This window comes from Streptomyces sp. NPDC001222 (genome assembly GCF_042896945.1).
Lineage (GTDB): Bacteria > Actinomycetota > Actinomycetes > Streptomycetales > Streptomycetaceae > Streptomyces > Streptomyces gibsoniae.
Map to the genome: position 1 here is coordinate 36,429 of NZ_JBIAXT010000028.1, position 25,782 is coordinate 62,210.

Here is a 25,782-nt window from a genome sequence, read left to right on the forward strand (position 1 = left end):
CCCCAGCATCTCTTCCCTCAGCAGGACGTGTACGAGGAGGTCTTCTAGACATGGCACGGCGATACGACACCAACGACGCAACCGACCGCGTGACGGGTCTGCGCGAGGCCGCGTCCGCCGTCCGCCGTGGCGAACTCGTGGTGCTGCCGACCGACACCGTGTACGGCATCGGCGCCGACGCGTTCTCCTCGGAGGCCGTGAGCGACCTGCTCCAGGCCAAGGGCCGGGGCCGCAACATGCCCACGCCTGTCCTGATCGGCTCCCCGAACACCCTGCACGGCCTTGTCACGGACTTCTCCGAGATGGCCTGGGAACTGGTCGACGCGTTCTGGCCGGGCGCGCTCACGCTCGTCGCACGGCACCAGCCGTCGCTTCAGTGGGACCTCGGGGACACCCGTGGCACCGTCGCCGTGCGCATGCCGCTGCACCCGGTCGCCATCGAACTGCTGACGGAGGTCGGCCCGATGGCCGTCTCCTCCGCGAACCTCACCGGCCACCCCGCACCGGAGACGTGTGACGCCGCGCAGGAGATGCTCGGCGACTCGGTCTCCGTGTACCTCGACGGCGGTCCCACGCCCGGCAACATCCCCTCGTCGATCGTCGACGTCACCGGCAAGGTGCCGGTGCTGCTGCGCCAGGGCGCGCTGTCGGCGGAGGAGCTGCGCAAGGTCGTACCCGACCTCGAGGTGGCGAATTGACACCGCCCGACGCGGGGCGTGGCATAGGCAGCGGGGGAGGGACGGGAGGCCTGGCGGAGCCAGGTCTTCCGGATGACACCTTCCGCATCCTCCACGTCAGCACCGGCAACGTGTGCCGCTCGCCGATCACCGAGCGGCTGACCCGGCACTTCCTCGCGGACCGGCTCGGCTGCCCCGCGCCCGGCCTCATCGCGGGGAGCGTCATGGGCGGCCTCATCGTGGAGAGCGCGGGCACCTGGGGCCACGAGGGTGCCCCCATGGAGGCGAACGCGGAGGCGGTCCTCGCGGACTTCGGCGCGGACGCCTCCGGCTTCGTCGGCCGGGAACTCCTGGACGAGCACGTCATCCGGGCCGACCTGGTCCTGACCGCGACCCGTGACCACCGGGCCCAGGTGATCTCCATGGGCCACTCGGCGGGCCTGCGCACGTTCACGCTGAAGGAGTTCACCCGTCTCGTACGGGCGATAGACCCCGCGACGCTGCCTCCCCTGGAGGACGGCATGGTGGACCGTGCCCGGGCCCTGGTGCGGGCCGCCGCGGCCCTGCGCGGGTGGCTGCTGGCGCCGACCGCGGAGGCCGACGAGGTGTTCGACCCGTACGGCGCGCCGCTGACGTTCTTCCGCTCGATCGGGGACGAGATCCACCAGGCCCTGGACCCGGTGGTGACCGCACTGACGGGAGTGCCCGCACGGGCCTGACACGGCGCCCGTGACAGCGTTGCCGGGTTTTCCGTCCACCGGACGGCTCGGCGGACGTGGCGCCCGGGCGCCACAAGGGGCGCGGGCCTACATTGGACGTACACCCCGACGCCTGGATCCCCGGAGACCACCATGGCGGTCACCCACACCCTCGAGGCCGACGTACTGCGCCGGCAGGATCCCGAGATGGCCGAGATCCTCCTCGGGGAACTCGCCCGGCAGTCGACGACGCTGCAGCTCATCGCCGCCGAGAACTTCACCTCCCCGGCGGTGCTCGCCGCCCTCGGCTCCCCGCTCGCCAACAAGTACGCCGAGGGGTACCCGGGGGCCCGCTACCACGGCGGCTGCGAGCTGGTCGACGTCGCCGAGCGCCTCGCCGTGGAGCGGGCCAAGGCGCTGTTCCGGGCCGAGCACGCCAATGTGCAGTCGCACTCGGGATCGTCCGCGATGCTCGCCGCGTACGCCGCCCTGCTCAGGCCCGGCGACACCGTCCTCGCCCTCGGACTGCCGCACGGCGGCCATCTCACCCACGGCTCGCCCGCGAACTTCTCCGGCCGGTGGTTCGACTTCGTCGCCTACGGCGTCGAGGCGGAGTCCGGGCTGATGGACCATGTGCAGGTGCGCACCCTGGCCCGTACGCACCGGCCGAAGGCCATCGTGTGCGGGTCCATCTCCTATCCGCGCCATGTCGACTACGCCTTCTTCCGGGAGGTCGCCGACGAGGTCGGGGCGTATCTGATCGCCGACGCGGCGCACCCGATCGGGCTCGTCGCCGGGGGAGCGGCTCCGAGCCCGGTGCCGTTCGCCGACGTCGTCTGCGCCACCACCCACAAGGTGCTGCGCGGCCCGCGCGGCGGCATGATCCTGTGCGGCAGCGAACTGGCCGAACGGGTGGACCGGGCCGTCTTCCCGTTCACCCAGGGCGGCGCCCAGATGAACAGCGTCGCCGCGAAGGCCGTCGCGTTCGGGGAGGCGGCGACCACGGACTTCGGGGTCTACGCCCACCAGGTGGTGGCCAACGCCCGGATGCTCGCGGCGGCCCTGGCCGCCCAGGGGCTGCATGTGACCACCGGCGGCACCGACACCCATCTGCTGACCGTCGACCCCGCCCCGCTGGGCGTGGAGGGCCACACCGCCCGGGGACTGCTCGCGGCGGCCGGTATGGTCCTCGACACCTGTGCGCTGCCCCACGGGGACGTCCGGGGGCTGCGCCTGGGCACCGCCGCCGTCACCACGCAGGGCATGCGCGAGACGGAGATGGCGCGGATCGCCGCCCTCTTCGGCGCCGTGCTGCGCGAGGAGACGGAGCCCAAGCGGGCGCGTGAAGAAGTGCGGGAGCTCACCGACGGATTTCCGCCGTATCCCGGCCGCTGAGGGGTACAGGCAGCGGAGTACACAGCCACACGTGCAACCATCGTGGCTACCCGTGAGTCCTCAACCGTATGCACGCGAAGCTAGGGTGTGGGGCTGAGGACGTCCAGCGAGATCTGTGGGGAAGCCCGTGCGTGAATACCTGCTGACGCTCTGCATCACGGCCGCGGTGACGTATCTGCTCACAGGGCCGGTACGCAAGTTCGCGATCGTGGCCGGAGCCATGCCGGAGATCCGGGCCCGGGACGTGCACCGGGAGCCGACTCCCCGGCTCGGCGGTATCGCCATGTTCTTCGGGCTGTGCGCGGGTCTGCTGGTCGCCGACCACCTCAAGAACCTCAACGAGGTCTTCGCCAAGTCGAACGAGCCCCGGGCGCTGCTCTCCGGCGCCGCGCTCATCTGGCTGATCGGCGTGCTGGACGACAAGTTCGAGATCGACGCCCTGATCAAGCTGGGCGGCCAGATGATCGCCGCGGGCGTGATGGTCATGCAGGGTCTGACGATCCTGTGGCTACCCGTGCCGGGCGTCGGACTGGTCGCGCTCACGCAGTGGCAGGGCACCCTGCTGACGGTGGCGCTGGTCGTCATCACCATCAACGCGGTGAACTTCGTCGACGGCCTCGACGGCCTCGCCGCCGGCATGGTGTGCATCGCGGCCGCCGCGTTCTTCATGTACGCGTACCGCATCTGGTACGGCTACGGCCTGGAGGCCGCCGCCCCCGCCACCCTGTTCGCGGCCGTCCTGATGGGCATGTGCCTGGGCTTCCTGCCGCACAACATGCACCCGGCGCGGATCTTCATGGGCGACTCGGGCTCGATGCTGATCGGTCTGGTGCTCGCGGCCGGCGCGATCTCGGTCACCGGCCAGGTGGACCCGGACGCGATGAACCTCTTCTCCGGTTCCGAGCGGGCGACGGTGCACCAGACGGTCCCGGTCTACATCCCGCTGCTGCTGCCGCTGACGATCATCGCCGTCCCGGTCGCCGACTTCTTCCTCGCGATCGTGCGCCGCACCTGGCGCGGCCAGTCGCCGTTCGCCGCGGACCGCGGGCATCTGCACCACCGGCTGCTGGACATCGGGCACTCGCACAGCCGGGCCGTGCTGATCATGTACTTCTGGGCGGCGATCATCTCCTTCGGCGCCCTGGCGTACTCCGTCAACTCGGCGTCCATGTGGATCGTGCTCGGCATCATGGCGCTGAGCGCGGTGGGCCTGGTGCTGCTCCTGCTGCCGAGGTTCACCCCGCGCGCCCCGCGCTGGGCCGAGGCCTTCGTGCCGCCGCGTTACCGCCGCAGGCGCGGCGCCGAGGCCGGGCCGGTGGCGGCCGGGGCCGGCGGAGAGGGCCTGGAGGGCCTGGAGCCGGTGAACGGGGTGGCCGTGGCCGGGGAGGCGCACCGCACGCCTGTCGCCGCGGGCGCCAGGACGCTCAACGGAGCCACCGCGCTGGGCGCCCGGACGCGTCCGGAGCGGCGCGAAGCCGAGTCGTCACGCTGATGCGCAAAGTAAGAATCTGACGAGTGCGTTGCCAACTCGTGGGGGTGTATAGCACCCCAATACCAGACAACTGGGTGTCTCGCGCGCACAGACGCGCAGCTTCACTCTCATGTGTGATGGTGGGCACACCCCTTGGTAAAGACCGCATCAAATAGTTTGTGATACGGTTCACGAGAAGCCCCGGGATAGAGCCGGAGGGCCCTCTGCTGAGGACCCTCTGCGTGAGGTCCCCACTCGCCCCGGGACTACGCTCGTCCATGACGACACCCTGCCCCCTTCAGTAAGCGGAGTTGCCGCCATGCCGTCCAATGACGCCCGGAACCTTCTGCAGATCGCTGTGCCCACAGCGGCCGTCGGCGTGGTCGCCGTCGCCGTGAGCGGCGTGGTCGCAGGGGGCAAGGGAGCGCTCGGTGCGGCTGTCGGCACGCTGCTCGCCCTTGTCTTCATGGGGGTCGGGCTCTACGTACTGCAGTGGACGGCAAAAACGCTCCCGCAGTTGTTCCAGGCCATGGGGCTGATGCTCTACGTCGCTCAGCTCCTGCTGCTCCTGATCTTCGTGGCTCTCTTCAAGGGCACCTCTCTCTTCGATCCGAAGACGTTCGCGCTCGCACTTGTGATCGCGACGGTCGTGTGGATGGCGGCGCAGGCACGCGCGCATATGAAGGCCAAGATCTTCTACATCGACCCGGACTCCGAGAAGAGCGAGAAGCCCGAGAAGACAGGGTCCACGTCGTGAGGGGTAGGGCCGGGATAAAGACGCGTGAGAGATCCTGCTATCGTCCGGTGCCAACTGCGGCATCGCGGGCGCGGGCATCTGAGCTGACGCCTGCTCAAACGCGAGGCTTGATGCCCGAAGGCCGCCCCCACATCCGTAACACCAGTCCGGTGCCGATCCGCGGCTGCGCGCCGCGCCGACACAACGAGGTTGCCGTACCCATGCGTCATGCCGAAGGAGCCCGCGGTGAGTGCTGACCAGACCCAGCTCGCCTTTGACTGGAGCTGCCGCATCCTGTCCGACAACGGCTGTGGCTTTCCGGCACCGGGCCTGAACTCCTTCCTCTTCAAGCCCCTGTTCACGGCGGGCGGCTTCGAGTTCAACAAGGTGATGCTGCTCGCGCTCATCACCACCGTGCTGGTCGTCGCGTTCTTCTGGGCCGCCTTCGGCAACGCCAAGGTGGTCCCGGGCAAGCTCCAGATGGTGGCCGAGGCCGGCTACGACTTCGTGCGCCGGGGGATCGTCTACGAGACCCTCGGCAAGCGCGAGGGCGAGAAGTACGTCCCGCTCATGGTCTCGCTGTTCTTCTTCGTCTGGATCATGAACGTCTGGTCGGTGATCCCGCTGGCCCAGTTCCCGGTCTCCTCGGTGATCGCCTTCCCGGCGGTCCTCGCCGCGATCGTCTGGATCCTCTGGGTGTCGCTGACCTTCAAGAAGCACGGCTTCGTCGGCTTCTTCAAGAACGTCACCGGCTACGACAAGTCGCTCGGCGCGGTCCTGCCGCTCGTCATGGTCATCGAGTTCTTCTCGAACCTGCTGGTCCGCCCGTTCACCCACGCGGTGCGACTGTTCGCCAACATGTTCGCCGGTCACCTGATGCTGGTGATGTTCACCGTCGCCTCCTGGTACCTGCTGAACAGCTACATGATCCCGGCCGCCGGCGTCTCCTTCGTGATGACCATCGCCATGATCATCTTCGAACTCTTCATCCAGGCCGTCCAGGCGTACGTCTTCGTGCTCCTTGCCTGCTCCTACATTCAGGGCGCTCTCGCCGAGCACCACTGAGTCGAACCACCTGCCCGCACACCCCCAGACGTCCGGTGGCCAACCCCCACCGGTCCATGAAAGAGAAGGAAGAACCGGCATGTCCGCTCTTGAGACCCTCGCCGCTGCCACCGGTGTCCACGGCTCCGTCGGCTCCATCGGTTACGGCCTCGCCGCCATCGGCCCCGGCATCGGCGTCGGCATCATCTTCGGCAACGGCACCCAGGCCCTGGCTCGCCAGCCCGAGGCCGCCGGTCTGATCCGCGCCAACCAGATCCTGGGCTTCGCCTTCTGTGAGGCACTCGCCCTCATCGGCATCGTTATGCCGTTCGTGTTCGGTCGGTAATCAACCCCTGACCGACACGTATCGACGAAAGGCACAGATGTGATCGCCAACCTGGTGCAGCTGGCGGCCGAGGAGACCGAGCAGAACCCGCTCGTCCCGGCCGGCCCCGAGCTGCTCATCGGCACCATCGCCTTCGCCATCGTGTTCTTCTTCTTCTGGAAGAAGCTGCTTCCGAACATCAACAAGGTTCTGGAGGAGCGTCGCGCGGCGATCGAAGGCGGTATCGAAGAGGCCGACGCCATGAAGGTCGAGGCCCAGAGCGTGCTTGAGCAGTACAAGGCTCAGCTCGCCGAAGCCCGGCACGAGGCCGCGCGGCTGCGCCAGGAGGCGCAGGAGCAGGGCGCCGTGCTCATCGCCGAGATGCGCGCGGAAGGCCAGCGGCAGCGCGAGGAGATCATCGCCGCCGGCCACGCGCAGATCGAGGCCGATCGCAAGGCCGCCGCGCAGTCGCTGCGGCAGGACGTCGGCATGCTGGCCACCGAGCTGGCGGGCAAGCTGGTCGGCGAGTCCCTCGAGGACTACGCCCGGCAGAGCCGTGTGATCGACCGCTTCCTCGACGGGCTCGACGAGGCCGCTTCGAAGGCTGAGGCCGCGCGATGAACGGAGCGAGCCGCGAGGCCCTGGCTGCCGCACGTGAGCGTCTCGACGCGCTGACGGACGCCACGTCCGTGGACGCGGCGCAGCTCGCCGACGAGCTGGCCGCCGTCACCGCGCTGCTCGACCGCGAGGCCGGTCTGCGCCGGGTCCTCACCGACCCGGCGCGGTCCGCCGAGGCCAAGGCCGAGCTGGTCCAGCGTCTGCTGGGCAGCCAGGTCAGCGGGCCGGTCGTGGATCTGCTCGCCGGCATGGTGCGCTCGCGCTGGTCGCAGCCGCGTGACCTGGTGGACGCGCTGGAGGAGCTGGCGAACATCGCCGACCTCACCGGCGCCGAGAAGGCGGGTGCGCTGGACGACGTCGAGGACGAGCTGTTCCGCTTCGGCCGGATCATCTCCTCCAACACGGAGCTGCGCGCCGCGCTCACGGACCGTGCGGCCGGCACCACGGCCAAGACCGAGCTGCTGCACCGGCTGCTCGGCGGCCGGGCGAACGTGACCACCGAGCGTCTTGTGCAGCGCCTTGTGACCGCGCCGCGGGGACGTAGCCTGGAGTCGGGAATCGAGTCCCTGTCCAAGCTGGCGGCCGAGCGCCGCAACCGGATGGTCGCCGTCGTCACCTCGGCGGTCCCGCTGAGCGACACGCAGAAGCAGCGCCTCGGCGCCGCACTGGCCAAGCTCTACGGCCGCCAGATGCACCTCAACCTGGACGTGGACCCCGAGGTCGTCGGCGGGATGCGGGTGCAGGTCGGTGACGAGGTGATCAACGGGTCGGTCGCGGACCGGCTCGAGGACGCCCGCCGTCGCATGGCGAGCTAGCAGCAACTCCATACGCAGTACTACGGCCCGCGTTGGGCCGTGCAGAGGATTCCTGGGGGTCGCCCCCAGACCCCCACAGAAACTTCGGGCCCAACAAGGAGAGCAGGGAACCCAGATGGCGGAGCTCACGATCCGGCCGGAGGAGATCCGGGACGCGCTGGAGAACTTTGTCCAGTCGTACAAGCCGGACGCGGCCTCGCGCGAGGAGGTCGGTACGGTCACCCTTGCCGGCGACGGCATCGCGAAGGTCGAGGGCCTGCCCTCGGCCATGGCCAACGAACTGCTGAAGTTCGAGGACGGCACCCTCGGCCTCGCCCTCAACCTCGAGGAGCGCGAGATCGGTGCCATCGTCCTCGGTGAGTTCAGCGGCATCGAGGAGGGCCAGCCGGTGCACCGCACCGGCGAGGTGCTCTCGGTCGCGGTCGGCGAGGGCTACCTCGGCCGTGTCGTCGACCCGCTCGGCAACCCGATCGACGGCCTCGGCGAGATCGAGACGTCCGGCCGCCGCGCCCTCGAGCTGCAGGCCCCCACGGTCATGCAGCGCAAGTCGGTGCACGAGCCGATGGAGACCGGCTACAAGGCCGTCGACGCGATGACCCCGGTCGGCCGCGGTCAGCGTCAGCTGATCATCGGTGACCGCCAGACCGGCAAGACCGCCCTGGCCGTCGACACGATCATCAACCAGCGCGACAACTGGCGCACCGGCGACCCGAAGAAGCAGGTCCGCTGCATCTACGTCGCCGTCGGCCAGAAGGGCTCCACCATCGCGTCCGTGCGCGGTGCCCTGGAGGACGCCGGCGCGCTCGAGTACACGACCATCGTCGCCGCTCCGGCGTCCGACCCGGCCGGCTTCAAGTACCTGGCGCCGTACACCGGTTCGGCCATCGGCCAGCAGTGGATGTACGAGGGCAAGCACGTCCTCATCATCTTCGACGACCTCTCGAAGCAGGCCGACGCCTACCGCGCCGTGTCCCTGCTGCTGCGCCGCCCGCCGGGCCGCGAGGCCTACCCGGGTGACGTCTTCTACCTGCACTCCCGTCTGCTGGAGCGCTGCGCCAAGCTCTCCGACGACATGGGTGCCGGCTCGATGACCGGTCTGCCGATCGTCGAGACCAAGGCCAACGACGTCTCGGCGTTCATCCCGACCAACGTCATCTCCATCACCGACGGCCAGTGCTTCCTGGAGTCCGACCTGTTCAACGCCGGCCAGCGCCCGGCTCTGAACGTCGGTATCTCGGTCTCCCGCGTCGGTGGCTCGGCCCAGCACAAGGCGATGCGCCAGGTCTCCGGCCGTCTGCGCGTGGACCTCGCCCAGTTCCGTGAGCTGGAGGCGTTCGCCGCCTTCGGTTCCGACCTGGACGCCGCGTCGAAGGCGCAGCTGGAGCGCGGTCAGCGGATGGTGGAGCTGCTGAAGCAGCCGCAGTACCAGCCGATGGCCACCGAGGACCAGGTCGTCTCCATCTGGGCCGGCACCAACGGCCGTATGGACGATGTTCCGGTCGTCGACATCCGCCGCTTCGAGCGTGAGCTCCTGGACTTCCTGCACCGCAAGTACCAGGGCCTCATGACCTCCATCAAGGAGGGCGCGAAGATGTCGGACGACACCATCCAGGCGATCGACGACGCCGTCGCCGAGTTCAAGAAGCAGTTCGAGACCTCGGACGGCAAGCTGCTCGGCGAGGACGTTCCTGCCGCTGCCGCCAAGTGACGTAAGGAAGGGACCTGACTCATGGGAGCCCAGCTCCGGGTCTACAAGCGTCGCATCCGATCCGTCAGCGCGACCAAGAAGATCACGAAGGCGATGGAGATGATCGCCGCCTCGCGCGTCGTCAAGGCGCAGCGCAAGGTGGCGGCCTCCACGCCGTACGCGACCGAGCTCACCCGCGCGGTCACGGCGGTGGGTACCGGCTCGAACACCAAGCACCCGCTGACCACGCAGGCCGAGACGGTGACCCGGTCCGCGGTGCTGCTCCTGACGAGCGACCGCGGTCTGGCCGGTGCCTTCAACTCCAACGCGATCAAGGCGGCGGAGCAGCTGACCGAGCGGCTGGAGCGCGAGGGCAAGCAGGTCGACACGTACATCGTCGGCCGTCGCGGTGTCGCCCACTACAACTTCCGTGAGCGCAGGATCGCGGAATCGTGGGCGGGCTTCACGGACGAGCCGACGTACGCGGACGCCAAGAAGGTCGCGGCGCCGCTGATCGAGGCCATCGAGAAGGAGACGGCGGACGGCGGCGTGGACGAGCTCCACATCGTCTACACCGAGTTCGTCTCGATGATGACGCAGACGGCGGTCGACGCCCGCCTGCTGCCGCTCAGCCTCGAAGAGGTGGCGGAGGAAGCGCCCAAGGGCGAGATCCTGCCGCTCTACGAGTTCGAGCCGTCGGCGGAGGACGTCCTCGACGCCCTGCTGCCGCGCTATGTGGAGAGCCGTATCTACAACGCGCTGCTCCAGTCGGCTGCTTCGAAGCACGCCGCCACGCGGCGCGCGATGAAGTCGGCCACCGACAACGCCGGGGATCTCATCGAGAACCTCACCCGGCTTGCCAACGCGGCCCGCCAGGCCGAAATCACCCAGGAAATCAGCGAGATCGTCGGTGGCGCGAGCGCCCTGGCCGACGCGACCGCGGGGAGTGACTGAACATGACCACCACTGTTGAGACGGCCACGGCGACGGGCCGCGTCGCGCGGGTCATCGGCCCGGTCGTCGACGTGGAGTTCCCCGTCGACGCGATGCCGGACATGTACAACGCCCTTCATGTCGAGGTGGCCGACCCGGCCAACGCCGGCCAGAAGAAGACGCTGACCCTCGAGGTCGCCCAGCACCTGGGCGACGGCCTGGTCCGCGCGATCTCGATGCAGCCCACCGACGGCCTGGTCCGCCAGTCCCCGGTCACCGACACCGGCGACGGCATCACCGTCCCGGTCGGCGACTTCACCAAGGGCAAGGTGTTCAACACCATCGGTGACGTCCTGAACGTGGACGAGAAGTACGAGGGCGAGCGCTGGTCCATCCACCGCAAGGCCCCGAACTTCGACCAGCTCGAGTCCAAGACCGAGATGTTCGAGACCGGCGTCAAGGTCATCGACCTGCTGACCCCGTACGTCAAGGGCGGCAAGATCGGTCTGTTCGGCGGCGCCGGCGTCGGCAAGACGGTGCTCATCCAGGAGATGATCTACCGTGTCGCCAACAACCACGACGGTGTCTCCGTGTTCGCCGGTGTCGGCGAGCGCACCCGTGAGGGCAACGACCTGATCGAGGAGATGTCCGACTCGGGCGTCATCGACAAGACCGCTCTGGTCTTCGGCCAGATGGACGAGCCCCCGGGCACCCGTCTGCGCGTGGCCCTCGCGGGCCTGACGATGGCGGAGTACTTCCGCGACGTCCAGAAGCAGGACGTGCTGTTCTTCATCGACAACATCTTCCGCTTCACGCAGGCCGGCTCCGAGGTCTCCACGCTGCTCGGCCGTATGCCGTCCGCGGTGGGTTACCAGCCCAACCTGGCCGACGAGATGGGTCTCCTCCAGGAGCGCATCACCTCGACCCGCGGTCACTCGATCACCTCGATGCAGGCGATCTACGTCCCCGCCGACGACCTGACCGACCCGGCCCCGGCCACCACCTTCGCCCACCTCGACGCGACGACGGTGCTGTCCCGTCCGATCTCGGAGAAGGGCATCTACCCTGCCGTGGACCCGCTGGACTCCACGTCCCGCATCCTGGACCCGCGCTACATCGCGCAGGACCACTACGACGCCGCCATGCGCGTCAAGACGGTCCTGCAGAAGTACAAGGACCTCCAGGACATCATCGCGATCCTCGGTATCGACGAGCTGGGCGAGGAGGACAAGCTCGTTGTCCACCGTGCCCGTCGCGTGGAGCGCTTCCTGTCCCAGAACACCCACGTCGCCAAGCAGTTCACCGGCGTCGACGGGTCGGACGTCCCGCTGGACGAGTCGATCGCGGCCTTCAACGCGATCATCGACGGCGAGTACGACCACTTCCCGGAGCAGGCGTTCTTCATGTGCGGTGGTATCGACGACCTGAAGAAGAACGCGAAGGAGCTGGGCGTCTCCTGACCCCGCGCTCGTGACAGAGGGGGACGAGACCGACCCGGACCCCGGGCCGCGTCCCGTCCCCCTCCGTACGCCTACTAGAATTCATCCCAACACCCGGCAGTTCCGCCGGGTGGTGACCCGAGGAGCCTCTCTTGGCTGCTGAGCTGCACGTCGAGCTGGTCGCCGCCGACCGCCAGGTCTGGTCCGGCGAGGCCACCCTGGTCGTCGCGCGCACCACGTCCGGCGACATCGGCGTCATGCCCGGTCACCAGCCGCTGCTCGGTGTGCTGGAGTCGGGCCCGGTGACCATCCGTACGAGTGATGGTGGAACGGTCGTCGCCGCGGTGCACGGCGGTTTCATCTCGTTCGCGGACAACAAGCTCTCCCTGCTGGCCGAGATCGCCGAGCTGTCGGACGAGATCGACGTCCAGCGCGCGGAGCGGGCCTTGGAGCGGGCGAAGACGGAGGCCGACGCCTCCGCCGAGCGCCGCGCGGAGGTTCGACTGCGTGCGGTGTCGGGGCACTGACACAGCACACTGTGTAATGACATGACTCAGCCGCGGCTGGGACCGGAGCGATCCGGTCCCAGCCGCGGCTGAGGCGAATCCGGGTGTTTTTTCCGTTCCGTTACCTAGGAGACGAGGAGGTCGGTGTCGATGGTCCTCGCTCTGAGTGCGTGCGGATTGGTCGTGGCACTCGTGCTGGTGGGGCTGTTCGTCTTCGGCCTCAGACGCCGCATCATCCAGCGCTCCGGCGGCACCTTCGACTGCAGCCTGCGATGGAACGTCCCGGAGGAGACCGACACCAGCGGCAAGGGCTGGGGTTACGGCATCGCCCGCTACAACGGCGACCGTGTCGAATGGTTCCGGGTCTTCTCCTACGCGCCGCGCCCGCGCCGGGTCCTGGAGCGCTCGGCGATCGAGGTGGCCGGCCGACGCGCACCCGAGGGTGAGGAGGAGCTGGCGCTGCTCTCCGACGCGGTGATCCTCGCCTGCCACCATCGGGGCACCCGTCTGGAACTGGCGATGAGCGACGACGCGCTGACCGGGTTCCTGGCCTGGCTGGAAGCCGCGCCTCCCGGCCAGCGAGTGAACGTGGCGTAGCCGCGTTCACTCGCTGGGGGCTCCCCCGGACGAGGTCCGAGGGAGTGTCACTGTGGCCTGAATCCTTCGAAAAGGGTTACGACAGGCCGTTGCTCAGGGCGCTCACCAGCTCACCGTTGCCGGTGTCACCGCTGAACTCCCAGAAGAAGGCGCCGCCCAGGCCCTGGGACTTGGCCCAGGCCATCTTGGAGCCGATGGTGGCCGGGGTGTCGTAGGACCACCAGTTGCTGCCGCAGTGCGCGTACGCCGTGCCCGCGACGGTGCCGGTGGCGGGGCAGGACGTCTTGAGCACCTTGTAGTCCTCGATGCCCTGCTCATAGGTGCCGGCCGCCGGGCCGGTGGCCGTGCCGCCCGGGGCGTCCTGGGTGACGCCGGTCCAGCCGCGGCCGTAGAAGCCGATGCCGACCAGCAGCTTGCTCGCGGGCACGCCGGCCGCCTTGTACTTGGCGATCGCGTCGGCCGTGGTGAAGCCGGCGTGCGGGATGCCGCTGTACGAGGTGAGCGGGGAGTGCGGGGCCGTGGGGCCCTGGGCGTCCCAGGCGCCGAAGAAGTCGTACGTCATCACGTTGTACCAGTTGATGTACTGCGAGGCCCCGGCGTAGTCGGCCGCCTCGATCTTGCCGCCGGCGGAGCCGTCGGCGGTGACGGCCGCGGTGACCAGGGCGGAGGAGCCGAACTTGGCGCGCAGCGCGCCCATCACGTTCTTGAAGGCGGCGGCCCCGCTGGTGTCACAGGACAGACCGCAGGCGTTCGGGTACTCCCAGTCGATGTCGATGCCGTCGAAGACATCGGCCCAGCGCGGGTCGTGCACCAGGTCGTAGCAGGACTGGGCGAAGCCCGCCGGATCCTTGGCGGCGTCCGCGAAGCCGCCGGACCAGGTCCAGCCGCCGAAGGACCACAGCACCTTGAGGTTCGGGTACTTCGCCTTGAGTTCGCGCAGCTGGTTGAAGTTGCCGCGCAGCGGCTGGTCCCAGGTGTCGGCGACACCGCTGACGGACTGGTCGGCGGTGAACGCCTTGTCGTAGTCGGCGTAGGAGTCGCCGATCGCGCACTTGCCGCCGGTGACATTGCCGAAGGCGTAGTTGATGTGGGTGATCTTCGCGGCGGAACCGGACGTCACCAGGTTCTTGACGTTGTAGTTGCGGCCGTAGATGCCCCACTCGGTGAAGTAGCCGAGCTTGACCGCGGAGCCGTTCGTCGGGGGCGGGTTGGTGCCGCCGCCGGTGGTGTGCACGGAGACCGCGCCGCTGACCGGTCCGGTCTGGTCGGCGGTGTCCCGGGCCTGGACGGTGTACGCGTAGTCGGTGCCGGCGGTCAGACCGGTGTCCGTGTACGAGGTCGTCGTCACGGTGGCGACCTTGGCGCCGTCGCGCAGCACGTCGTAGTTCTTGACGCCCTTGTCGTCCGTGGCCGCCGCCCACGACAGCTTCACGGAGGTGTCGCTCACGCCGGACGCGGTGGGGGTGCCCGGTGCGGAGGGCGGGTTGTCGCCGGGGAGGGTGCCGCCGTCACAACTGCCGCCGTTGAGCTTGCAGTTGGCGGGGGCGCCGGAGCCCGCGCCGTTGAAGCCGAAGGAGACGGAGGCGCCCGGCGCGAGGGTGCCGTTGTAGGACTTGTTCTTGGCGGTCCAGTGGGTGCCGGAGCTGGTGACGTCCGCGTCCCAGGCGGAGGTCACGGACGTGCCGGAGGGGAAGTCCCACTCGATGGTCCATGCACTGATCGTGCTCGTCCCGGTGTTCTTGACGGTCCACTTGCCCTCGAAGCCGGTGCCCCAGTCCTGGGTCTTGGCGTAGGTGGCGGTGGCCGACGCGGCGTCCGCCGCGGCCGGGGCGGGGCTTGCGAGGCCGACCAGTCCGGCCAGCGGGAGCAACAGGGTTGCGAACCCTGCCGCGGCTCGGTGTCTGAAGCGCATCCGCGCCTCCTTATGTCGATGTGCGCCAGGGGCGCCACAGCGGGAGTCGTGGGCATGACTGAGCCTCCAGCCCACGGTGCGGCGAGAATAGAAAGGTCTGGACCATAGGTCAATAGGTCTGGACCAGTGCCCCAGGTGAGGTGCTAGATCCCCAACTCCTGTGCGAGGAAGGCCGCTTGGACCCGGCTGCGCAACCGGAGCTTGTGCAGGAGACGGCTCACATGGGTCTTCACGGTGGCCTCCGCCATGTCGAGCCGAGTGGCGATCTCCGCGTTGGACAGCCCCTCGCCCAGACAGGACAGCACCTCCCGCTCGCGCCGGGTGAGCGCGTCCAGCACGGCCGCGTCGGCCCGCGGTTCCCGCACCGGCCCCGCGGCGAACTCCGCGATCAGCCGCCGGGTCACGGCCGGCGCGATCAGCCCCTCCCCGCGCGCCACCGTACGGACCGCCTCCACCAGATCCGCGGCCTCCGCGTTCTTCAGCAGAAACCCGGCGGCCCCGGCCCGTAGCGCCCCGAACACATACGTGTCGAGGTCGAAGGTGGTCAGCACCAGGACGTCGGCGAGCCCCTCACCGACCACCTGCCGGGTCGCCGACACCCCGTCCAGGCGCGGCATCTGCACATCCATCAGCACCAGATCCGGCCGCAGCTCCCGGGCGAGCGCCACCGCCTCCTCGCCGTCCGCCGCCTCCCCGACCACCTCGATGCCGGGGGCGCCGCGCAGGATGAGCACCAGCCCGGCGCGTACGGCGGACTGGTCCTCGGCGACGAGCACACGGATCACGAGGGGTCTCCTTGGGTGAGGGGCAGGACGGCGCGCACGGACCACTGCGCCCCGTCCGGACCGGCGTCGAACGTACCGCCGAGCAGCGCGGCCCGCTCCCGCATCCCGACGAGCCCGGACCCGGACCCGGGGGCGCGCGGCCCGTCCGGGCGGCCGTAGGGACTGGTCACCCGGACGGCGAGGGCGTCGTCGTCCTGGGCGAGGCACACCGTGACCCGGCCCGGGCCGGCGTGCTTGAGGGCGTTGGTCAGCGACTCCTGCACGATCCGGTACGCGGCCAGCTCCACCGGCGCGGGCACCTGACCGCACCGCGTGTCGAGCGTGACGTCGAGCCCGTTGGTGCGGGCGTTCTCCACCATGGCGCCGAGGCCGTCGAGGGTGGGGGTCGCGGCCGGTGCCCGGTCGTCCGCGCGCAGGATGCCGATCAGCTGCCGCATCTCGGCGAGCCCCGCCACGCTGTTCTCCCGGATGACGCCGAGCGCGTCCCGGGAGGTCTCCGGGTCGTCGAGGGAGAGCGCCGCCGTGGAGTGGATGGCGATCGCGGAGAGGTGGTTGGCGACCATGTCGTGCAACTCCCGGGCCACCCGCGCCCGTTCGTCGATGACCGCCTGGGACCGGTCCATCTCGGCGAGCAGCGCGGTCTGTTCGGCGCGCAGCCGGGCGGCCTCGGCGGCGTCGCGGTGGTCGCGCACCACCCAGCCGGTGGCGGCGGGCGCGAGGGTGACCACCCCGACCCCGACGCCGATCAGCAGCCCCCGCGGGTCGCGCCACAGCGCCAGCGGCAGGACCCCGCCGATCACCGTGAGCAGCCCGGTGACCCAGGGCAGCCGTCGGGCGGAGGCCGGGGTGCCGTAGAGGACGGCCGCGTACATCAGATCCGTGAACATCACGACGGTGGCCACGTTTCCCCGGGTCACCGTGTCGGCGCACACCGCGGCCGTGCCGATCAGCAGGGCGGCCTTCGGGCGGGTGCGGCGCAGCAGTTCGCAGCCGGCCGTGACGACGAGCGGCACCAGCAGCACCCACCACGCCGGCCACAGCACCACCGGGTCGGAGAGCACGCGGGGGCTGAGCCCGAGGGCCCACAGCAGCAGTCCGCCGGACAGCCCGCCCACCGCGATCCGTACATCGTCATGGTGGGGGCGGGGGAGTCGAGGGGCCATGACTCCATCCAACAGGGCGCCCGGACCGTCCGCGTGCGTCCCCGGGAGGGTCCTCGACTGCATCTTTCGATGTACTCGCACCTCGTCAGCGCCGACGACGCCCCGGCCGCCGCTCGCCGGGAGCCTGGAGGGAACGGGGATCGAGAGGAGCGAACCGTGATCGTCGGGTTGATCGTGGCGTGCGAGGCCGGGTTCTGGGTGCTGTTGGCGGCCGGTCTGGCCGTCCGCTATCTGCTCAAGTGGCGCCGTACGAGCGTGGCGTTGCTGCTGGGCGAACCGCTGCTGGAGGTCGTGCTGTTCGTGGCGACGGCCGTCGATCTGAAGAGCGGCGCCGAGCCCGGCTGGAAGCACGGCCTCGCGGCGCTGTACATCGGCTTCACCGTGGCGTACGGCCACCGCACGATCCGCCTCCTGGACGGCCACGCCGCGCACCGCCTGGCCGGTGCCCCGCGCCCGCCGAAACCGCCCCGCTACGGGATGCCGCGCGCCCGGCACGAGGGCCGGCTGTGGCTGCGCACCCTGTCGGCCGCGGCCGTGGCCGCCGCCCTGCTCCAGGCGGCGGTCTGGTACGTGGGCGACCCGGACGCCGTCGGCCCGCTGAGGTCCTGGCAGTGGACGGCGCTGCGGATCACCGTGATCCACGGGCTGATCGCCCTGACATATCTGCTCTGGCCGAAGAAGGCGCCGGCCGCCGCTGCCCCCCGTTCGGAGGAGGGTCGTACCCTGTCCGGACGATGAGGAGGGGCGCATGAGCCATCCGGCACGCCTTGGGGGCGTCCTGGTCGTGGACGACGACGCGGCCATCCGGCGTTCCCTGGAACGCGGGCTGCGGCTGAGCGGCTTCGCGGTGCGCACCGCCGGCAGCGGGGCGGAGGCGCTCGCCGCCATCGGCGACGCCCCGCCCGACGTACTCGTCCTCGATGTGTCGATGCCCGGCATGAGCGGCATCGAGGTGTGCACCCGGCTCCGCGACGAGGGCCAGGACCTGCCCGTCCTCATGCTCTCCGCGCTCGACGAGACCGCCGACCGCATCGCCGGACTCCAGGCGGGCGGCGACGACTACCTGGTCAAGCCGTTCGCCCTGCAGGAACTCGTGCTTCGGCTGCACGCGCTGCTGCGCCGCAGGCCGCCGGCCGGCCGTGAGCTGCTGCGGGTCGCGGACCTGGTGATCGACCCGGCGGCGCGCTCCGCCGAACGGGCCGGCCGGCCGCTGGAGCTGACCCGGCGCGAGTTCGAGCTCCTGGAGGTGCTCGCCCGCAACGCCGGCCTCGTCCTCACCCGGGACCAGCTCCTGGACCGGGTGTGGGGCTACGACTTCGAGGTGCGCACCGACGCCGTCGACACCTTCGTCAGCTATCTGCGACGCAAGCTGGAGGCGGACGGCGGCACCCGGCTCGTGCACACCGTGCGAGGAGTGGGCTTCGTCCTGCGGGGGGAGCCGTCATGAGACTGTCCACCCGCATCGGACTGGCCGTGGGGCTCACCGTCCCGCTGCTCGTGCTCGCCTCCGGCTGGCTGCTGCTGCGATTGGTCGCCCAGGACCTGCGCCACGAGGAGGACGAGCATCTGCGCCAGCGGGCCACGGCCGTGGCCCCGGACGCGCGCTCCCTGCTCCGGGCGGCCGCCGCCGGTCGGCCCCGCGCGGCCGACACCAGGGAACGGCAGCTGTACAGCGCCGCGCTCGACGTCGGCGTCCGGGTCGTCGGACCCACGGCGACCTTCAGCGGCGGACCCCAGCCCGATGCCTCGGTCGCCCTGCCCGCGCGGTCCGCCGGACCGGTCACCGTGCGGGACGCCGGGCGCAGCTGGCGGGCCCTGGCCGTGCCGATCCGGGGCCCCCGCGCCACCGGCACCCTCTGGGTGTTCCGGCCCGACACGGCCGACCGCACCCAACTCCGGCTGGTACGACGCCGGGTGGTCCTGACCGCCCTGCTCGCCGCCCCGCTCTCCGGCCTGCTCGCCTGGGGCGTCGCCACCGGGGCCACCGGCCCGCTGCGCCGCCTCGGCCGCCGAGCCGCGGGTCTCGACCCGCGGACCAGCGCCGCCCGGCTGGACGACGAGCGAACCGGTGTGCGGGAGGTCGACGACCTCGCGGCCACCCTGCGGACGGTCCTCGCCCGCTACGACGAACAGGCCGCCCGCACCGCCGAGGCCCTGGAGACCGCCCGCTCCTTCTCCGCCGCCGCCTCGCACGAACTGCGCACCCCGCTCATGAGCATGGGCACCAACCTGGACATCCTCACCGGCCATCCCGCTCTGCCCGAGCCGGACCGCGCGGAGGTCCTCGCCGATCTGCGCAGCGAGCACGCCCGCCTGCTCGGTCTGCTGATGATGCTGCGTGAGCTGGGGCGCGGCGATCTGGTGGAGGCGGAGGCGTTCGGGACCGTGGACGTGGCGGAGGCCGCGGACGCGGCGGTCGCCGATGCCCGGCGCCGCGCTCCGGAGGCCCGGATCACACTGCGGGCCGAGCCGGGGCTCACCGTGTCCGGCTGGGAACCCGGACTGAGGTTGCTGCTGGACAATCTGCTCGTCAACGCGCTGGCGCACGGACGGGATCCGCAGGGACGGGCGACCGTGGCGGTCGGGGTGGCCGGGAACGGTGCCGAGGTCGTGATCACGGTGGACGACCACGGGCCCGGCGTTCCGCCCGAGGCCCGCGGCTGGGTCTTCGAGCGGTTCCGGCGGGGACCGGACAGCACGGGCTCGGGTCTCGGTCTGACCCTGGTCGCCCAGCAGACGGCTCTGCACCGGGGGAGCGTCGCGGTCATGGACGGGCCGGAGGGTGCCGGGGCACGGTTCGAGATACGGCTGCCGAGGGCGGGTGGAGCCCTGCCCCGACGGCGCGACTGGCTGATCGGAACAGCCGGGGCATACCGGTCACAGAGTTCCCACAAAGACGCTTCCTAGCCTCCGTTGTGACGGACGGACGACAGGCCCGTCCGGGAACGGAGGCGACGATGAACGTACGACGACGGCAGCGCACCCTGCTCGCGGGGCTCGCCACGGCCGCACTGCTGGTGAGCGGGACCGGGGCGGCGATGGCCGCCACCCCGGCCGCTTCCGCCCCCACCGCTGCCGCGCCGACCGGCGACGGGGCGCAGGCGCTGTGCAAGCGGCTGCCGAAGATCGACCGGCGGATCGAGCGGGCGCTCGAGCGGCTCGACGGGGGCGCGGGCGTCCGGGGGTCGGTCGCGCGGCTCCAGCAGCGTGCGGACAACGCGAACAAGGCGGGCCACACCGAGATCGCCACCTATCTCCAGCACCGGCTGGACTTCCGCAAGTCCCTGGTGCCGACGCTGGAGCAGCGGCAGAAGGATCTCGCGGGGGTCAAGAGCTGGTGCTCGGCCCACGGGAACGGAAAGGCGGCGAGCTGATGCGGGGACGGCGGATGCTGCGGATCGCGGCCCCCGCGGTGGTCCTGCTCGTGGGCCTCACCGCGGGCTGCGCACGGGACCACGGCTCGGCTGCCCCGCCCGCCTCGTCGGCCACGCCCTCCGGTAGCGCGGACCGGGGGCAGGGCACGGTGCAGGACATGCAGAAGAAGGTGGACGCCGCTCAGTCGGCGCTCACCGCGGCGGACCGGGACGCCGCGCAGGGCGACGGCGACCGCTGAGCCCGGGCAGCGGGATGCGTCGGCCGGTGTGCGCCCGATGGGGATGCGTCGGCCGGTGTGCGCCCGATGGGGATGCGTCGGCCGGTGTGCGCCCGATGGGATGCGCCGGCCGGTGCGCGCCCGATGGGATGCGCCGGCCGGTGTGCGCCCGATGGGATGCGTCGGCCGGTGTGCGCCCGATGGGGATGCGCCGGCCGGTGTGCGCCCGATGGGGATGCGCCGGCCGGTGTGCGCCCGCACCTGCTGGGGAGCGCCGGTCAGCGCTCCCCGCCCGGGACCCACAGCACGTCCCCGGTCTCCTTGTTGGCGTAGCGGGCCAGAATGAACAGCAGGTCCGACAGCCGGTTGAGATAGGTCGCGGTGAGCGGGTTCATCACCTCGGCATGGACCTCCAGCGCGGCCCAGGTGGATCGCTCGGCCCGCCGTACGACCGTGCAGGCCTGGTGCAGCAGTGCCGCGCCCGGGGTGCCGCCGGGCAGGATGAACGAGCGCAGCTTCTCCAGCTCGGCGAGGAAGCGGTCGCAGTCCGACTCCAGCCGGTCGACATAGAACTGTTCCACCCTCAGGGGCGGGAACTCCGGGTTCTCCGTGACCGGCGTGGACAGGTCCGCGCCCACGTCGAACAGGTCGTTCTGGACCCGGGTGAGGACCTTGACGACCTCCGCGGCCAGGCCGCCCAGCGCGATCGCGGTGCCGATGACCGCGTTCGCCTCGTTGGCGTCCGCGTAGGCGGCGATGCGCAGATCGGTCTTCGGCACCCGGCTCATGTCCCCGAGATGGGTGGTGCCCTTGTCGCCGGTCCGCGTGTAGATGCGCGTCAGATTGACCATGCGACCAGCGTAGTGAGACCCCGGCCGGGCGGAACACCCGTGTGCCCGTCGTCACCGCCGGTCGGAGCACCCGGCGCACCGCTCGGCGACACCCCGCCGGGGGCGCGCGGCTGCTCCCGTACGCCGTCCGGCGGCGGAATGATTCGTGCCGGTGTGAAGTCCGTCATGTGAGACGTGACGCGCGTTACTAACCGGTCACACAGCGCCTTCAGGGCGCTAGGGTCCGGCCGAGAGCCTTATATGGACAGCGCGTCAGGGGAGTCGCACAGTGGCACGGAAGCTTGCCGTCATCGGAGCCGGACTCATGGGATCCGGCATTGCCCAGGTATCGGCCCAGGCCGGCTGGGACGTCGTCCTGCGTGACGTCACGGACGAGGCACTGACGCGCGGCACGGACGCCATCAAGGCCTCCTACGACAAGTTCGTGAGCAAGGGCAGGCTGGAGGCGCACGACGCGGACGCGGCGCTCGCCCGCATCACGGCGACCACCGACCTGGACGCCGCCGCCGACGCGGACGTCGTCGTCGAGGCCGTCTTCGAGAAGCTCGAGGTCAAGCACGAGATCTTCCGGACGCTCGACAAGGTCGTACGCGAGGACGCCGTGCTTGCGTCCAACACCTCCGCCATCCCGATCACCAAGATCGCGGCGGCCACCGAGCACCCGGAGCGGGTCGTCGGTGTGCACTTCTTCTCCCCGGTGCCGATGATGCAGCTCGTCGAGCTGGTCCGCGGCTACAAGACCAGCGACGAGACCCTGGCCACCGCGCGCGAGTTCGCCGAGTCCGTCGGCAAGACGTGCATCGTCGTCAACCGCGACGTCGCGGGCTTTGTGACGACCCGTCTCATCTCGGCGCTGGTCGTCGAGGCGACCAAGCTGTACGAGTCGGGCGTGGCCACCGCCGAGGACATCGACCTCGCCTGCAAGCTGGGCTTCGGGCACGCCATGGGACCGCTGGCCACGGCCGACCTCACGGGCGTCGACATCCTGCTCCACGCCACGAGCAACATCTACACCGAGTCCCAGGACGAGAAGTTCGCTCCGCCGGAGCTGATGCGCCGGATGGTTGACGCCGGTGACTTCGGGCGCAAGACCGGGCAGGGCTTCTACACGTACTGAATCCGTACGTACTCCTGAGGTATCACCTCATCGAGTGAATTCGGTATCGGTTCGCTTACAGACGGCAACCTGATGGCGCTCGGCGCAGTCAGAAGTTGCACAAGCACAACCACAACACGGAGTACGGACGACGCACTCTCGGGGAGCGCATATGCACATCAGGGGCGACCACGCCGAGCTGGTCGTCGGGGGCCGCCTCGACGTCCGCAGCGCGGCGGACGCCCGTACGGTCCTGCACTCGGCCGTCGACGACGGGATCGGCGACCTGGTGCTCGACCTGTCCGAACTGGACTCCTGGGACGCCACGGGCCTCGGGGTGATCATGGGGGTCCACCGGCGTGCCGGGCGCTGCGGCCGGCGCCTGGTGCTGCGTGCCGTGCCGCCGCAGATGCAGCGCCTGCTGGTGGCCACCCGGTTGCACCGGATCCTGGCCATCGAGGGCGGCATCGGCGTGGAGTCGCTCCCCGGGGTGTGAGCACCCGGCGCGCGGCGTCACGGGAGCGAACACCGACGAAACGCACGTGGCGCGCAATCCTCACGAGACCGTGATGTCTCGGACGGCGCGGCACCCCGGCTTGTCAGCGATACTGTGCGAAGGTTTAGGGTTCGGCTGCCCGCCGCCCGCAACCCTCGTACGGGCACCGGACCAGAAGCGACAGCGCAGTGTGCGGCAAGGCCGGGAGGGGCTCAGCACACGACGCTTTTGGGGGCTTGGACCTATGGACCCGAATCAGCCGGGACCCGAGGAGTACGGCCACGACGGCGCCCATGCCACACCGCGCCAGCGCCCGCCGCGGGACCCCATGACATCCGACTTCGTACAGCCGGCGCCGGCACTCGCCCGTACCGTGCGGCTTGTGACGGGTGACTTCCTGGTCACCGTCAACCCCGTCGACGGCAGCGAGATAGAGGTGTGCCCGCCCGGGCAGCGGCCCGAGCCGCCGGCCAAGCACACCGCCGCCGAGCGCGCCGAGAAGGCCCGCGCCGCGAGGCCGCCGGTACCGCCCGGCCCGGCCCGCCCGCAGCCGCCCCTGCTGATGCGTCAGGAGGAGCGGGAGCGGCTGGTACGGCTCCTCGCACGCGGCCGCTCGGTCCGGCTCACCGGGCCGTCCGGCTCGGGCCGTACCGCGCTTCTGGACCTCGTCGCGGAGGACTGCGCGGACCTCGCCCCCGACGGCGTGATCCGCCTCTCCGGCTGTCGGCGCTCCGCGAGCGACCTGCTGTACGAACTCTTCGCCGCCGTCTACGACGCGCCCCTGTTCCGCCCGGGCCGGGCGGAGCTGGCGCGGTACCTCCAGGACGTCGGCGCCGTCGTCGTCCTGGACGACCTGGAGTTCGGGGGCAGCGCGCTCGACGAACTGCTCGACGCGACGCCCGAGTGCGCCTTCCTGCTCGCCGCCACCCCCGAGGTGCCCGCGCCCTCGGCCGACTCGCGCGTGGAGGAGGTCTTCCTCGGCGGACTCGACCGCCCCGGCAGCCTGGAACTCCTGGAGCGCGCCGTCGGCCGCGACCTCACCGAGGACGAGGCCAACTGGGCGGGCGACCTGTGGTTCGAGTCCGAGGGACTGCCGCTGCGCTTCATGCAGGCCGGGGCGCTGCTGCGGCAGCGGGACCGGCAGCGGGCCGAGGAGGACGCCGTCGACGAGTTCGGCGTCTTCCAGCACGTCCCCGAGCGGGCCGGCGATCCCGCGCCCGGCGACGCCGCCGACGGACCCGCCGCACCGCTGCCGTCCCTCGCCGAGGCGGCCGCGGCCGCGCCGCTGCTCGCCTCCCGGCTGAGCCCGTCGGCGCGTGAGACGCTCAAGTTCGCGGTCGCGCTGGGCGGCGAGGTGCCCCACCAGACGCATCTGCCGGCCCTCGTGGACGACACCCACGCGGATGCGGCGCTCGCCGAGCTGGCCGACTGCGCGCTGGTCTCCCAGGCCGGCTCCCGATACCGCCTCGCCGCCGGGGTGACCGCCCAGCTGGAGGCCGCCGGGTACGCGACCGGGGTGGAGGAGTACGCGCTCAAGGCCGCCCAGCACTACTCCTGGTGGGCCGGACACCCCTCCGTCACCCCGGCGCGGGTGGTGGCCGAGGCCGACGCCCTGCTGGCCGCGCTGGCCGCCCTGGTGCCGCTCACCACCCGGGAGCCGGCAGCCCCCCAGCAGGAGGGGAACGCGTCCTCGCCCGGAGAGGACGAGGAGGAGGCCCCCGCCGTACAGCTGGCCCGTCAGGCGGCGCCCGCGTTCGCCGCGGGGCTCGACTGGGGGGCCTGGGAGCGGGCGCTGCGCTTCGGCGCGGAGGCGTCCCGGCTCGCCGGTTCGGTCGGCGAACAGTCCTACTTCCACCATGAGTTGGGGATACTCGCGCTCTGTGCGGGGCAGGTCGACCGGGCCCGCGCCGAACTCGAGGCGTCCATCGGGCTGCGCGGCGCCCTCGCCGACAAGCGCGGCACGATCGCCGGACGGCGGGCCCTCGCCCTGGTCTCCGACCGCGCGGACACGGCGCCGCTCGGCCGGGGTGTCACCGCGGACGAGGAGACGCCTGACGCGCGGCAGGAGGGCCCGGCCTCCCCGGCCGACGGAGTTCCGGCCGCCTTCGCCCCGGCCACGTCGAGCGGCGACACGGCGACGCTCCTCACGTACCGGGCGACGACCACGCCGGCGCCCCGGCCCGGTGGCCTTCGCGGTGTGGTGCAGGGCACCCGGCGCAATCTGGTCGCCGCGGGCGCGGGGGCGGCTCTGGTGGCCGTGCTCGGCACCGTGGTGACCCTCGGCATGACCGACAACCACAGCGACACCCCGTCCGACAACGTCCGCGTGGGCCCCTCGGCCAGCCAGGACCCGAACGACGACGGCCTCGGTGCGGACAAGCCGGACAAGGGGAGCGGCGGGGGCAAGGTCGGCGTGGCCAATGCCCCGACGGCGACGGCCCCGGGCCCGGACGGGGTGTCGGGCACTCCGACCCCGGGTACCACCGGCGGCATGCCGTCCGACGCCCCGACCGACACGACGGGGGCGACCCCGTCGAAGTCGTCGTCGAGGCCGACGTCCCGGCCGCCGACGAGGCCGACGACGCCGACGTCGAAGCCGTCGACGTCGCAGGAGCCGCCGTCTTCGCAGCCACCGCCGTCGTCCTCATCGCCGACGGCGACGGTGACGCCGTCCACGCCCCCTGTCTCCGATTCGGCCAGCGGCCCGGCGTCCTCCAGTGCCCCGGCCGCGACGACCAGTTCGGTGAGCGGCGGTTCGGGGACACCCAGCAGCACGGGTTCGGTCATCTGACGGCCCCTGTGGCATGAGAAGGGCCGCGTGCCCGTCCCGCACGGCGGCCACCTCCGCCCCCGCGTCCTCCGCGGCGGCCCGGCCCGCCTGAGCGTTGCCCGGAAGACCGACGGCCGGGGCCGAGTCCGTGTGGCACGGGCTCGGCCCCGGCCGTC

The 25,782-nt window shown here is 71.0% G+C and carries 26 protein-coding genes; 22 read left to right on the top strand and 4 right to left on the bottom strand.

The annotated features are described in order from the left end of the window. Positions 1–50: 50 nt before the first annotated feature. The 14 genes from ACFY2Z_RS30300 (at position 51) to ACFY2Z_RS30365 (ending at position 12,941) form a co-directional block, all read left to right on the top strand. Positions 51–698, top strand: coding sequence for an L-threonylcarbamoyladenylate synthase (locus ACFY2Z_RS30300; RefSeq protein ID WP_390747263.1), 648 nt, complete (start codon positions 51–53; stop codon positions 696–698). Further along, on the top strand, positions 695–1,396 hold the full coding sequence (locus ACFY2Z_RS30305; RefSeq protein ID WP_311697356.1) for a protein-tyrosine-phosphatase: 702 nt from the start codon (positions 695–697) through the stop codon (positions 1,394–1,396). Before ACFY2Z_RS30300 ends, ACFY2Z_RS30305 begins: the two co-directional genes overlap by 4 nt. A gap of 132 nt (positions 1,397–1,528) precedes the next feature. Continuing rightward, entirely contained in the window at positions 1,529–2,770 is a 1,242-nt protein-coding gene (gene glyA, locus ACFY2Z_RS30310; RefSeq protein ID WP_390747264.1) for a serine hydroxymethyltransferase, read from the top strand. 127 nt (positions 2,771–2,897) lie between these two features. Further along, positions 2,898–4,262, top strand: a complete 1,365-nt coding sequence (locus tag ACFY2Z_RS30315) for an MraY family glycosyltransferase (RefSeq protein ID WP_390747265.1) — start codon at positions 2,898–2,900, stop codon at positions 4,260–4,262. 298 nt (positions 4,263–4,560) lie between these two features. Further along, on the top strand, positions 4,561–4,998 hold the full coding sequence (locus tag ACFY2Z_RS30320; protein WP_390747266.1) for a hypothetical protein: 438 nt from the start codon (positions 4,561–4,563) through the stop codon (positions 4,996–4,998). A 273-nt stretch (positions 4,999–5,271) separates the two neighbouring features. Continuing rightward, on the top strand, positions 5,272–6,042 hold the full coding sequence (gene atpB, locus ACFY2Z_RS30325) for a F0F1 ATP synthase subunit A (protein ID WP_390747326.1): 771 nt from the start codon (positions 5,272–5,274) through the stop codon (positions 6,040–6,042). Positions 6,043–6,121: 79 nt separating this feature from the next. Further along, positions 6,122–6,367 carry an ATP synthase F0 subunit C gene (gene atpE / locus ACFY2Z_RS30330; RefSeq protein ID WP_361772196.1) on the top strand — a complete coding sequence of 82 codons (246 nt, stop codon included), beginning with the start codon at positions 6,122–6,124 and terminating at the stop codon, positions 6,365–6,367. A 39-nt stretch (positions 6,368–6,406) separates the two neighbouring features. Next, positions 6,407–6,967, top strand: a complete 561-nt coding sequence (locus ACFY2Z_RS30335) for a F0F1 ATP synthase subunit B (protein ID WP_390747267.1) — start codon at positions 6,407–6,409, stop codon at positions 6,965–6,967. Then, the gene (locus ACFY2Z_RS30340) at positions 6,964–7,779 is read left to right on the top strand and encodes a F0F1 ATP synthase subunit delta (protein ID WP_390747268.1); all 816 of its coding nucleotides are present in this window, start codon (positions 6,964–6,966) and stop codon (positions 7,777–7,779) included. Before ACFY2Z_RS30335 ends, ACFY2Z_RS30340 begins: the two co-directional genes overlap by 4 nt. 115 nt (positions 7,780–7,894) lie before the next feature. After that, the gene (gene atpA, locus ACFY2Z_RS30345) at positions 7,895–9,487 is read left to right on the top strand and encodes a F0F1 ATP synthase subunit alpha (RefSeq protein ID WP_390747269.1); all 1,593 of its coding nucleotides are present in this window, start codon (positions 7,895–7,897) and stop codon (positions 9,485–9,487) included. A 21-nt stretch (positions 9,488–9,508) separates the two neighbouring features. Further along, on the top strand, positions 9,509–10,420 hold the full coding sequence (locus tag ACFY2Z_RS30350) for a F0F1 ATP synthase subunit gamma (protein ID WP_390747270.1): 912 nt from the start codon (positions 9,509–9,511) through the stop codon (positions 10,418–10,420). A gap of 2 nt (positions 10,421–10,422) precedes the next feature. After that, positions 10,423–11,859, top strand: a complete 1,437-nt coding sequence (gene atpD, locus ACFY2Z_RS30355) for a F0F1 ATP synthase subunit beta (RefSeq protein ID WP_390747271.1) — start codon at positions 10,423–10,425, stop codon at positions 11,857–11,859. 131 nt (positions 11,860–11,990) lie between these two features. After that, complete coding sequence (locus tag ACFY2Z_RS30360) at positions 11,991–12,365, top strand: F0F1 ATP synthase subunit epsilon (protein ID WP_311697346.1); 375 nt, start codon at positions 11,991–11,993, stop codon at positions 12,363–12,365. A gap of 129 nt (positions 12,366–12,494) precedes the next feature. Next, positions 12,495–12,941, top strand: coding sequence for a DUF2550 domain-containing protein (locus tag ACFY2Z_RS30365; RefSeq protein WP_311697345.1), 447 nt, complete (start codon positions 12,495–12,497; stop codon positions 12,939–12,941). 76 nt (positions 12,942–13,017) lie between these two features. Here the strand turns inward: ACFY2Z_RS30365 and ACFY2Z_RS30370 are convergent, their stop codons facing one another. From ACFY2Z_RS30370 to ACFY2Z_RS30380, 3 genes are all read right to left on the bottom strand, one after another. After that, positions 13,018–14,853: a glycosyl hydrolase family 18 protein gene (locus tag ACFY2Z_RS30370; RefSeq protein ID WP_390747272.1), complete on the bottom strand. Its 1,836-nt coding sequence runs from the start codon at positions 14,851–14,853 to the stop codon at positions 13,018–13,020. 143 nt (positions 14,854–14,996) lie between these two features. Further along, positions 14,997–15,638, bottom strand: coding sequence for a response regulator (locus tag ACFY2Z_RS30375; RefSeq protein ID WP_390747273.1), 642 nt, complete (start codon positions 15,636–15,638; stop codon positions 14,997–14,999). Next, positions 15,635–16,801 carry a sensor histidine kinase gene (locus tag ACFY2Z_RS30380; protein ID WP_390747274.1) on the bottom strand — a complete coding sequence of 389 codons (1,167 nt, stop codon included), beginning with the start codon at positions 16,799–16,801 and terminating at the stop codon, positions 15,635–15,637. Before ACFY2Z_RS30380 ends, ACFY2Z_RS30375 begins: the two co-directional genes overlap by 4 nt. A gap of 156 nt (positions 16,802–16,957) precedes the next feature. Between ACFY2Z_RS30380 and ACFY2Z_RS30385 the strand changes: the two genes are divergently transcribed. Genes ACFY2Z_RS30385 through ACFY2Z_RS30405 form a run of 5 tightly spaced genes read left to right on the top strand, consistent with a single transcriptional unit; the run spans position 16,958 to position 20,414 of the window. After that, entirely contained in the window at positions 16,958–17,539 is a 582-nt protein-coding gene (locus ACFY2Z_RS30385) for a hypothetical protein (protein WP_390747275.1), read from the top strand. A gap of 10 nt (positions 17,540–17,549) precedes the next feature. Further along, complete coding sequence (locus ACFY2Z_RS30390) at positions 17,550–18,248, top strand: response regulator transcription factor (protein ID WP_390747276.1); 699 nt, start codon at positions 17,550–17,552, stop codon at positions 18,246–18,248. Beyond that, positions 18,245–19,708 (top strand): sensor histidine kinase, encoded by a 1,464-nt coding sequence (locus tag ACFY2Z_RS30395; RefSeq protein WP_390747277.1) that lies wholly within the window; start codon positions 18,245–18,247, stop codon positions 19,706–19,708. Before ACFY2Z_RS30390 ends, ACFY2Z_RS30395 begins: the two co-directional genes overlap by 4 nt. Positions 19,709–19,758: 50 nt before the next feature. Beyond that, positions 19,759–20,175 carry a hypothetical protein gene (locus ACFY2Z_RS30400; RefSeq protein ID WP_390747278.1) on the top strand — a complete coding sequence of 139 codons (417 nt, stop codon included), beginning with the start codon at positions 19,759–19,761 and terminating at the stop codon, positions 20,173–20,175. After that, complete coding sequence (locus tag ACFY2Z_RS30405; protein WP_390747279.1) at positions 20,175–20,414, top strand: hypothetical protein; 240 nt, start codon at positions 20,175–20,177, stop codon at positions 20,412–20,414. The genes ACFY2Z_RS30400 and ACFY2Z_RS30405 overlap by 1 nt, the downstream gene beginning before the upstream one ends. 257 nt (positions 20,415–20,671) lie before the next feature. Here the strand turns inward: ACFY2Z_RS30405 and ACFY2Z_RS30410 are convergent, their stop codons facing one another. Further along, entirely contained in the window at positions 20,672–21,244 is a 573-nt protein-coding gene (locus ACFY2Z_RS30410) for a cob(I)yrinic acid a,c-diamide adenosyltransferase (RefSeq protein ID WP_311697336.1), read from the bottom strand. A 268-nt stretch (positions 21,245–21,512) separates the two neighbouring features. Between ACFY2Z_RS30410 and ACFY2Z_RS30415 the strand changes: the two genes are divergently transcribed. From ACFY2Z_RS30415 to ACFY2Z_RS30425, 3 genes are all read left to right on the top strand, one after another. Then, positions 21,513–22,361, top strand: coding sequence for a 3-hydroxyacyl-CoA dehydrogenase family protein (locus ACFY2Z_RS30415; protein WP_390747280.1), 849 nt, complete (start codon positions 21,513–21,515; stop codon positions 22,359–22,361). A gap of 151 nt (positions 22,362–22,512) precedes the next feature. Next, entirely contained in the window at positions 22,513–22,836 is a 324-nt protein-coding gene (locus ACFY2Z_RS30420; RefSeq protein WP_311697334.1) for an STAS domain-containing protein, read from the top strand. A 244-nt stretch (positions 22,837–23,080) separates the two neighbouring features. Then, positions 23,081–25,627 carry an ATP-binding protein gene (locus ACFY2Z_RS30425; protein WP_390747281.1) on the top strand — a complete coding sequence of 849 codons (2,547 nt, stop codon included), beginning with the start codon at positions 23,081–23,083 and terminating at the stop codon, positions 25,625–25,627. Positions 25,628–25,782: the final 155 nt, after the last annotated feature.

Bases quoted from the DNA above. Each gene is read 5' to 3' on its own strand.
- ACFY2Z_RS30300 (WP_390747263.1), top strand. From the start codon at position 51: ATGGCACGGCGATACGACACCAACGACGCAACCGACCGCGTGACGGGT.
- glyA (WP_390747264.1), top strand. From the start codon at position 1,529: ATGGCGGTCACCCACACCCTCGAGGCCGACGTACTGCGCCGGCAGGAT.
- ACFY2Z_RS30320 (WP_390747266.1), top strand. From the start codon at position 4,561: ATGCCGTCCAATGACGCCCGGAACCTTCTGCAGATCGCTGTGCCCACA.
- atpE (WP_361772196.1), top strand. From the start codon at position 6,122: ATGTCCGCTCTTGAGACCCTCGCCGCTGCCACCGGTGTCCACGGCTCC.
- ACFY2Z_RS30340 (WP_390747268.1), top strand. From the start codon at position 6,964: ATGAACGGAGCGAGCCGCGAGGCCCTGGCTGCCGCACGTGAGCGTCTC.
- atpA (WP_390747269.1), top strand. From the start codon at position 7,895: ATGGCGGAGCTCACGATCCGGCCGGAGGAGATCCGGGACGCGCTGGAG.
- ACFY2Z_RS30350 (WP_390747270.1), top strand. From the start codon at position 9,509: ATGGGAGCCCAGCTCCGGGTCTACAAGCGTCGCATCCGATCCGTCAGC.
- atpD (WP_390747271.1), top strand. From the start codon at position 10,423: ATGACCACCACTGTTGAGACGGCCACGGCGACGGGCCGCGTCGCGCGG.
- ACFY2Z_RS30365 (WP_311697345.1), top strand. From the start codon at position 12,495: ATGGTCCTCGCTCTGAGTGCGTGCGGATTGGTCGTGGCACTCGTGCTG.
- ACFY2Z_RS30370 (WP_390747272.1), bottom strand. From the start codon at position 14,853: ATGCGCTTCAGACACCGAGCCGCGGCAGGGTTCGCAACCCTGTTGCTC.
- ACFY2Z_RS30380 (WP_390747274.1), bottom strand. From the start codon at position 16,801: ATGGCCCCTCGACTCCCCCGCCCCCACCATGACGATGTACGGATCGCG.
- ACFY2Z_RS30390 (WP_390747276.1), top strand. From the start codon at position 17,550: ATGAGCCATCCGGCACGCCTTGGGGGCGTCCTGGTCGTGGACGACGAC.
- ACFY2Z_RS30395 (WP_390747277.1), top strand. From the start codon at position 18,245: ATGAGACTGTCCACCCGCATCGGACTGGCCGTGGGGCTCACCGTCCCG.
- ACFY2Z_RS30400 (WP_390747278.1), top strand. From the start codon at position 19,759: ATGAACGTACGACGACGGCAGCGCACCCTGCTCGCGGGGCTCGCCACG.
- ACFY2Z_RS30405 (WP_390747279.1), top strand. From the start codon at position 20,175: ATGCGGGGACGGCGGATGCTGCGGATCGCGGCCCCCGCGGTGGTCCTG.
- ACFY2Z_RS30410 (WP_311697336.1), bottom strand. From the start codon at position 21,244: ATGGTCAATCTGACGCGCATCTACACGCGGACCGGCGACAAGGGCACC.
- ACFY2Z_RS30420 (WP_311697334.1), top strand. From the start codon at position 22,513: ATGCACATCAGGGGCGACCACGCCGAGCTGGTCGTCGGGGGCCGCCTC.
- ACFY2Z_RS30425 (WP_390747281.1), top strand. From the start codon at position 23,081: ATGGACCCGAATCAGCCGGGACCCGAGGAGTACGGCCACGACGGCGCC.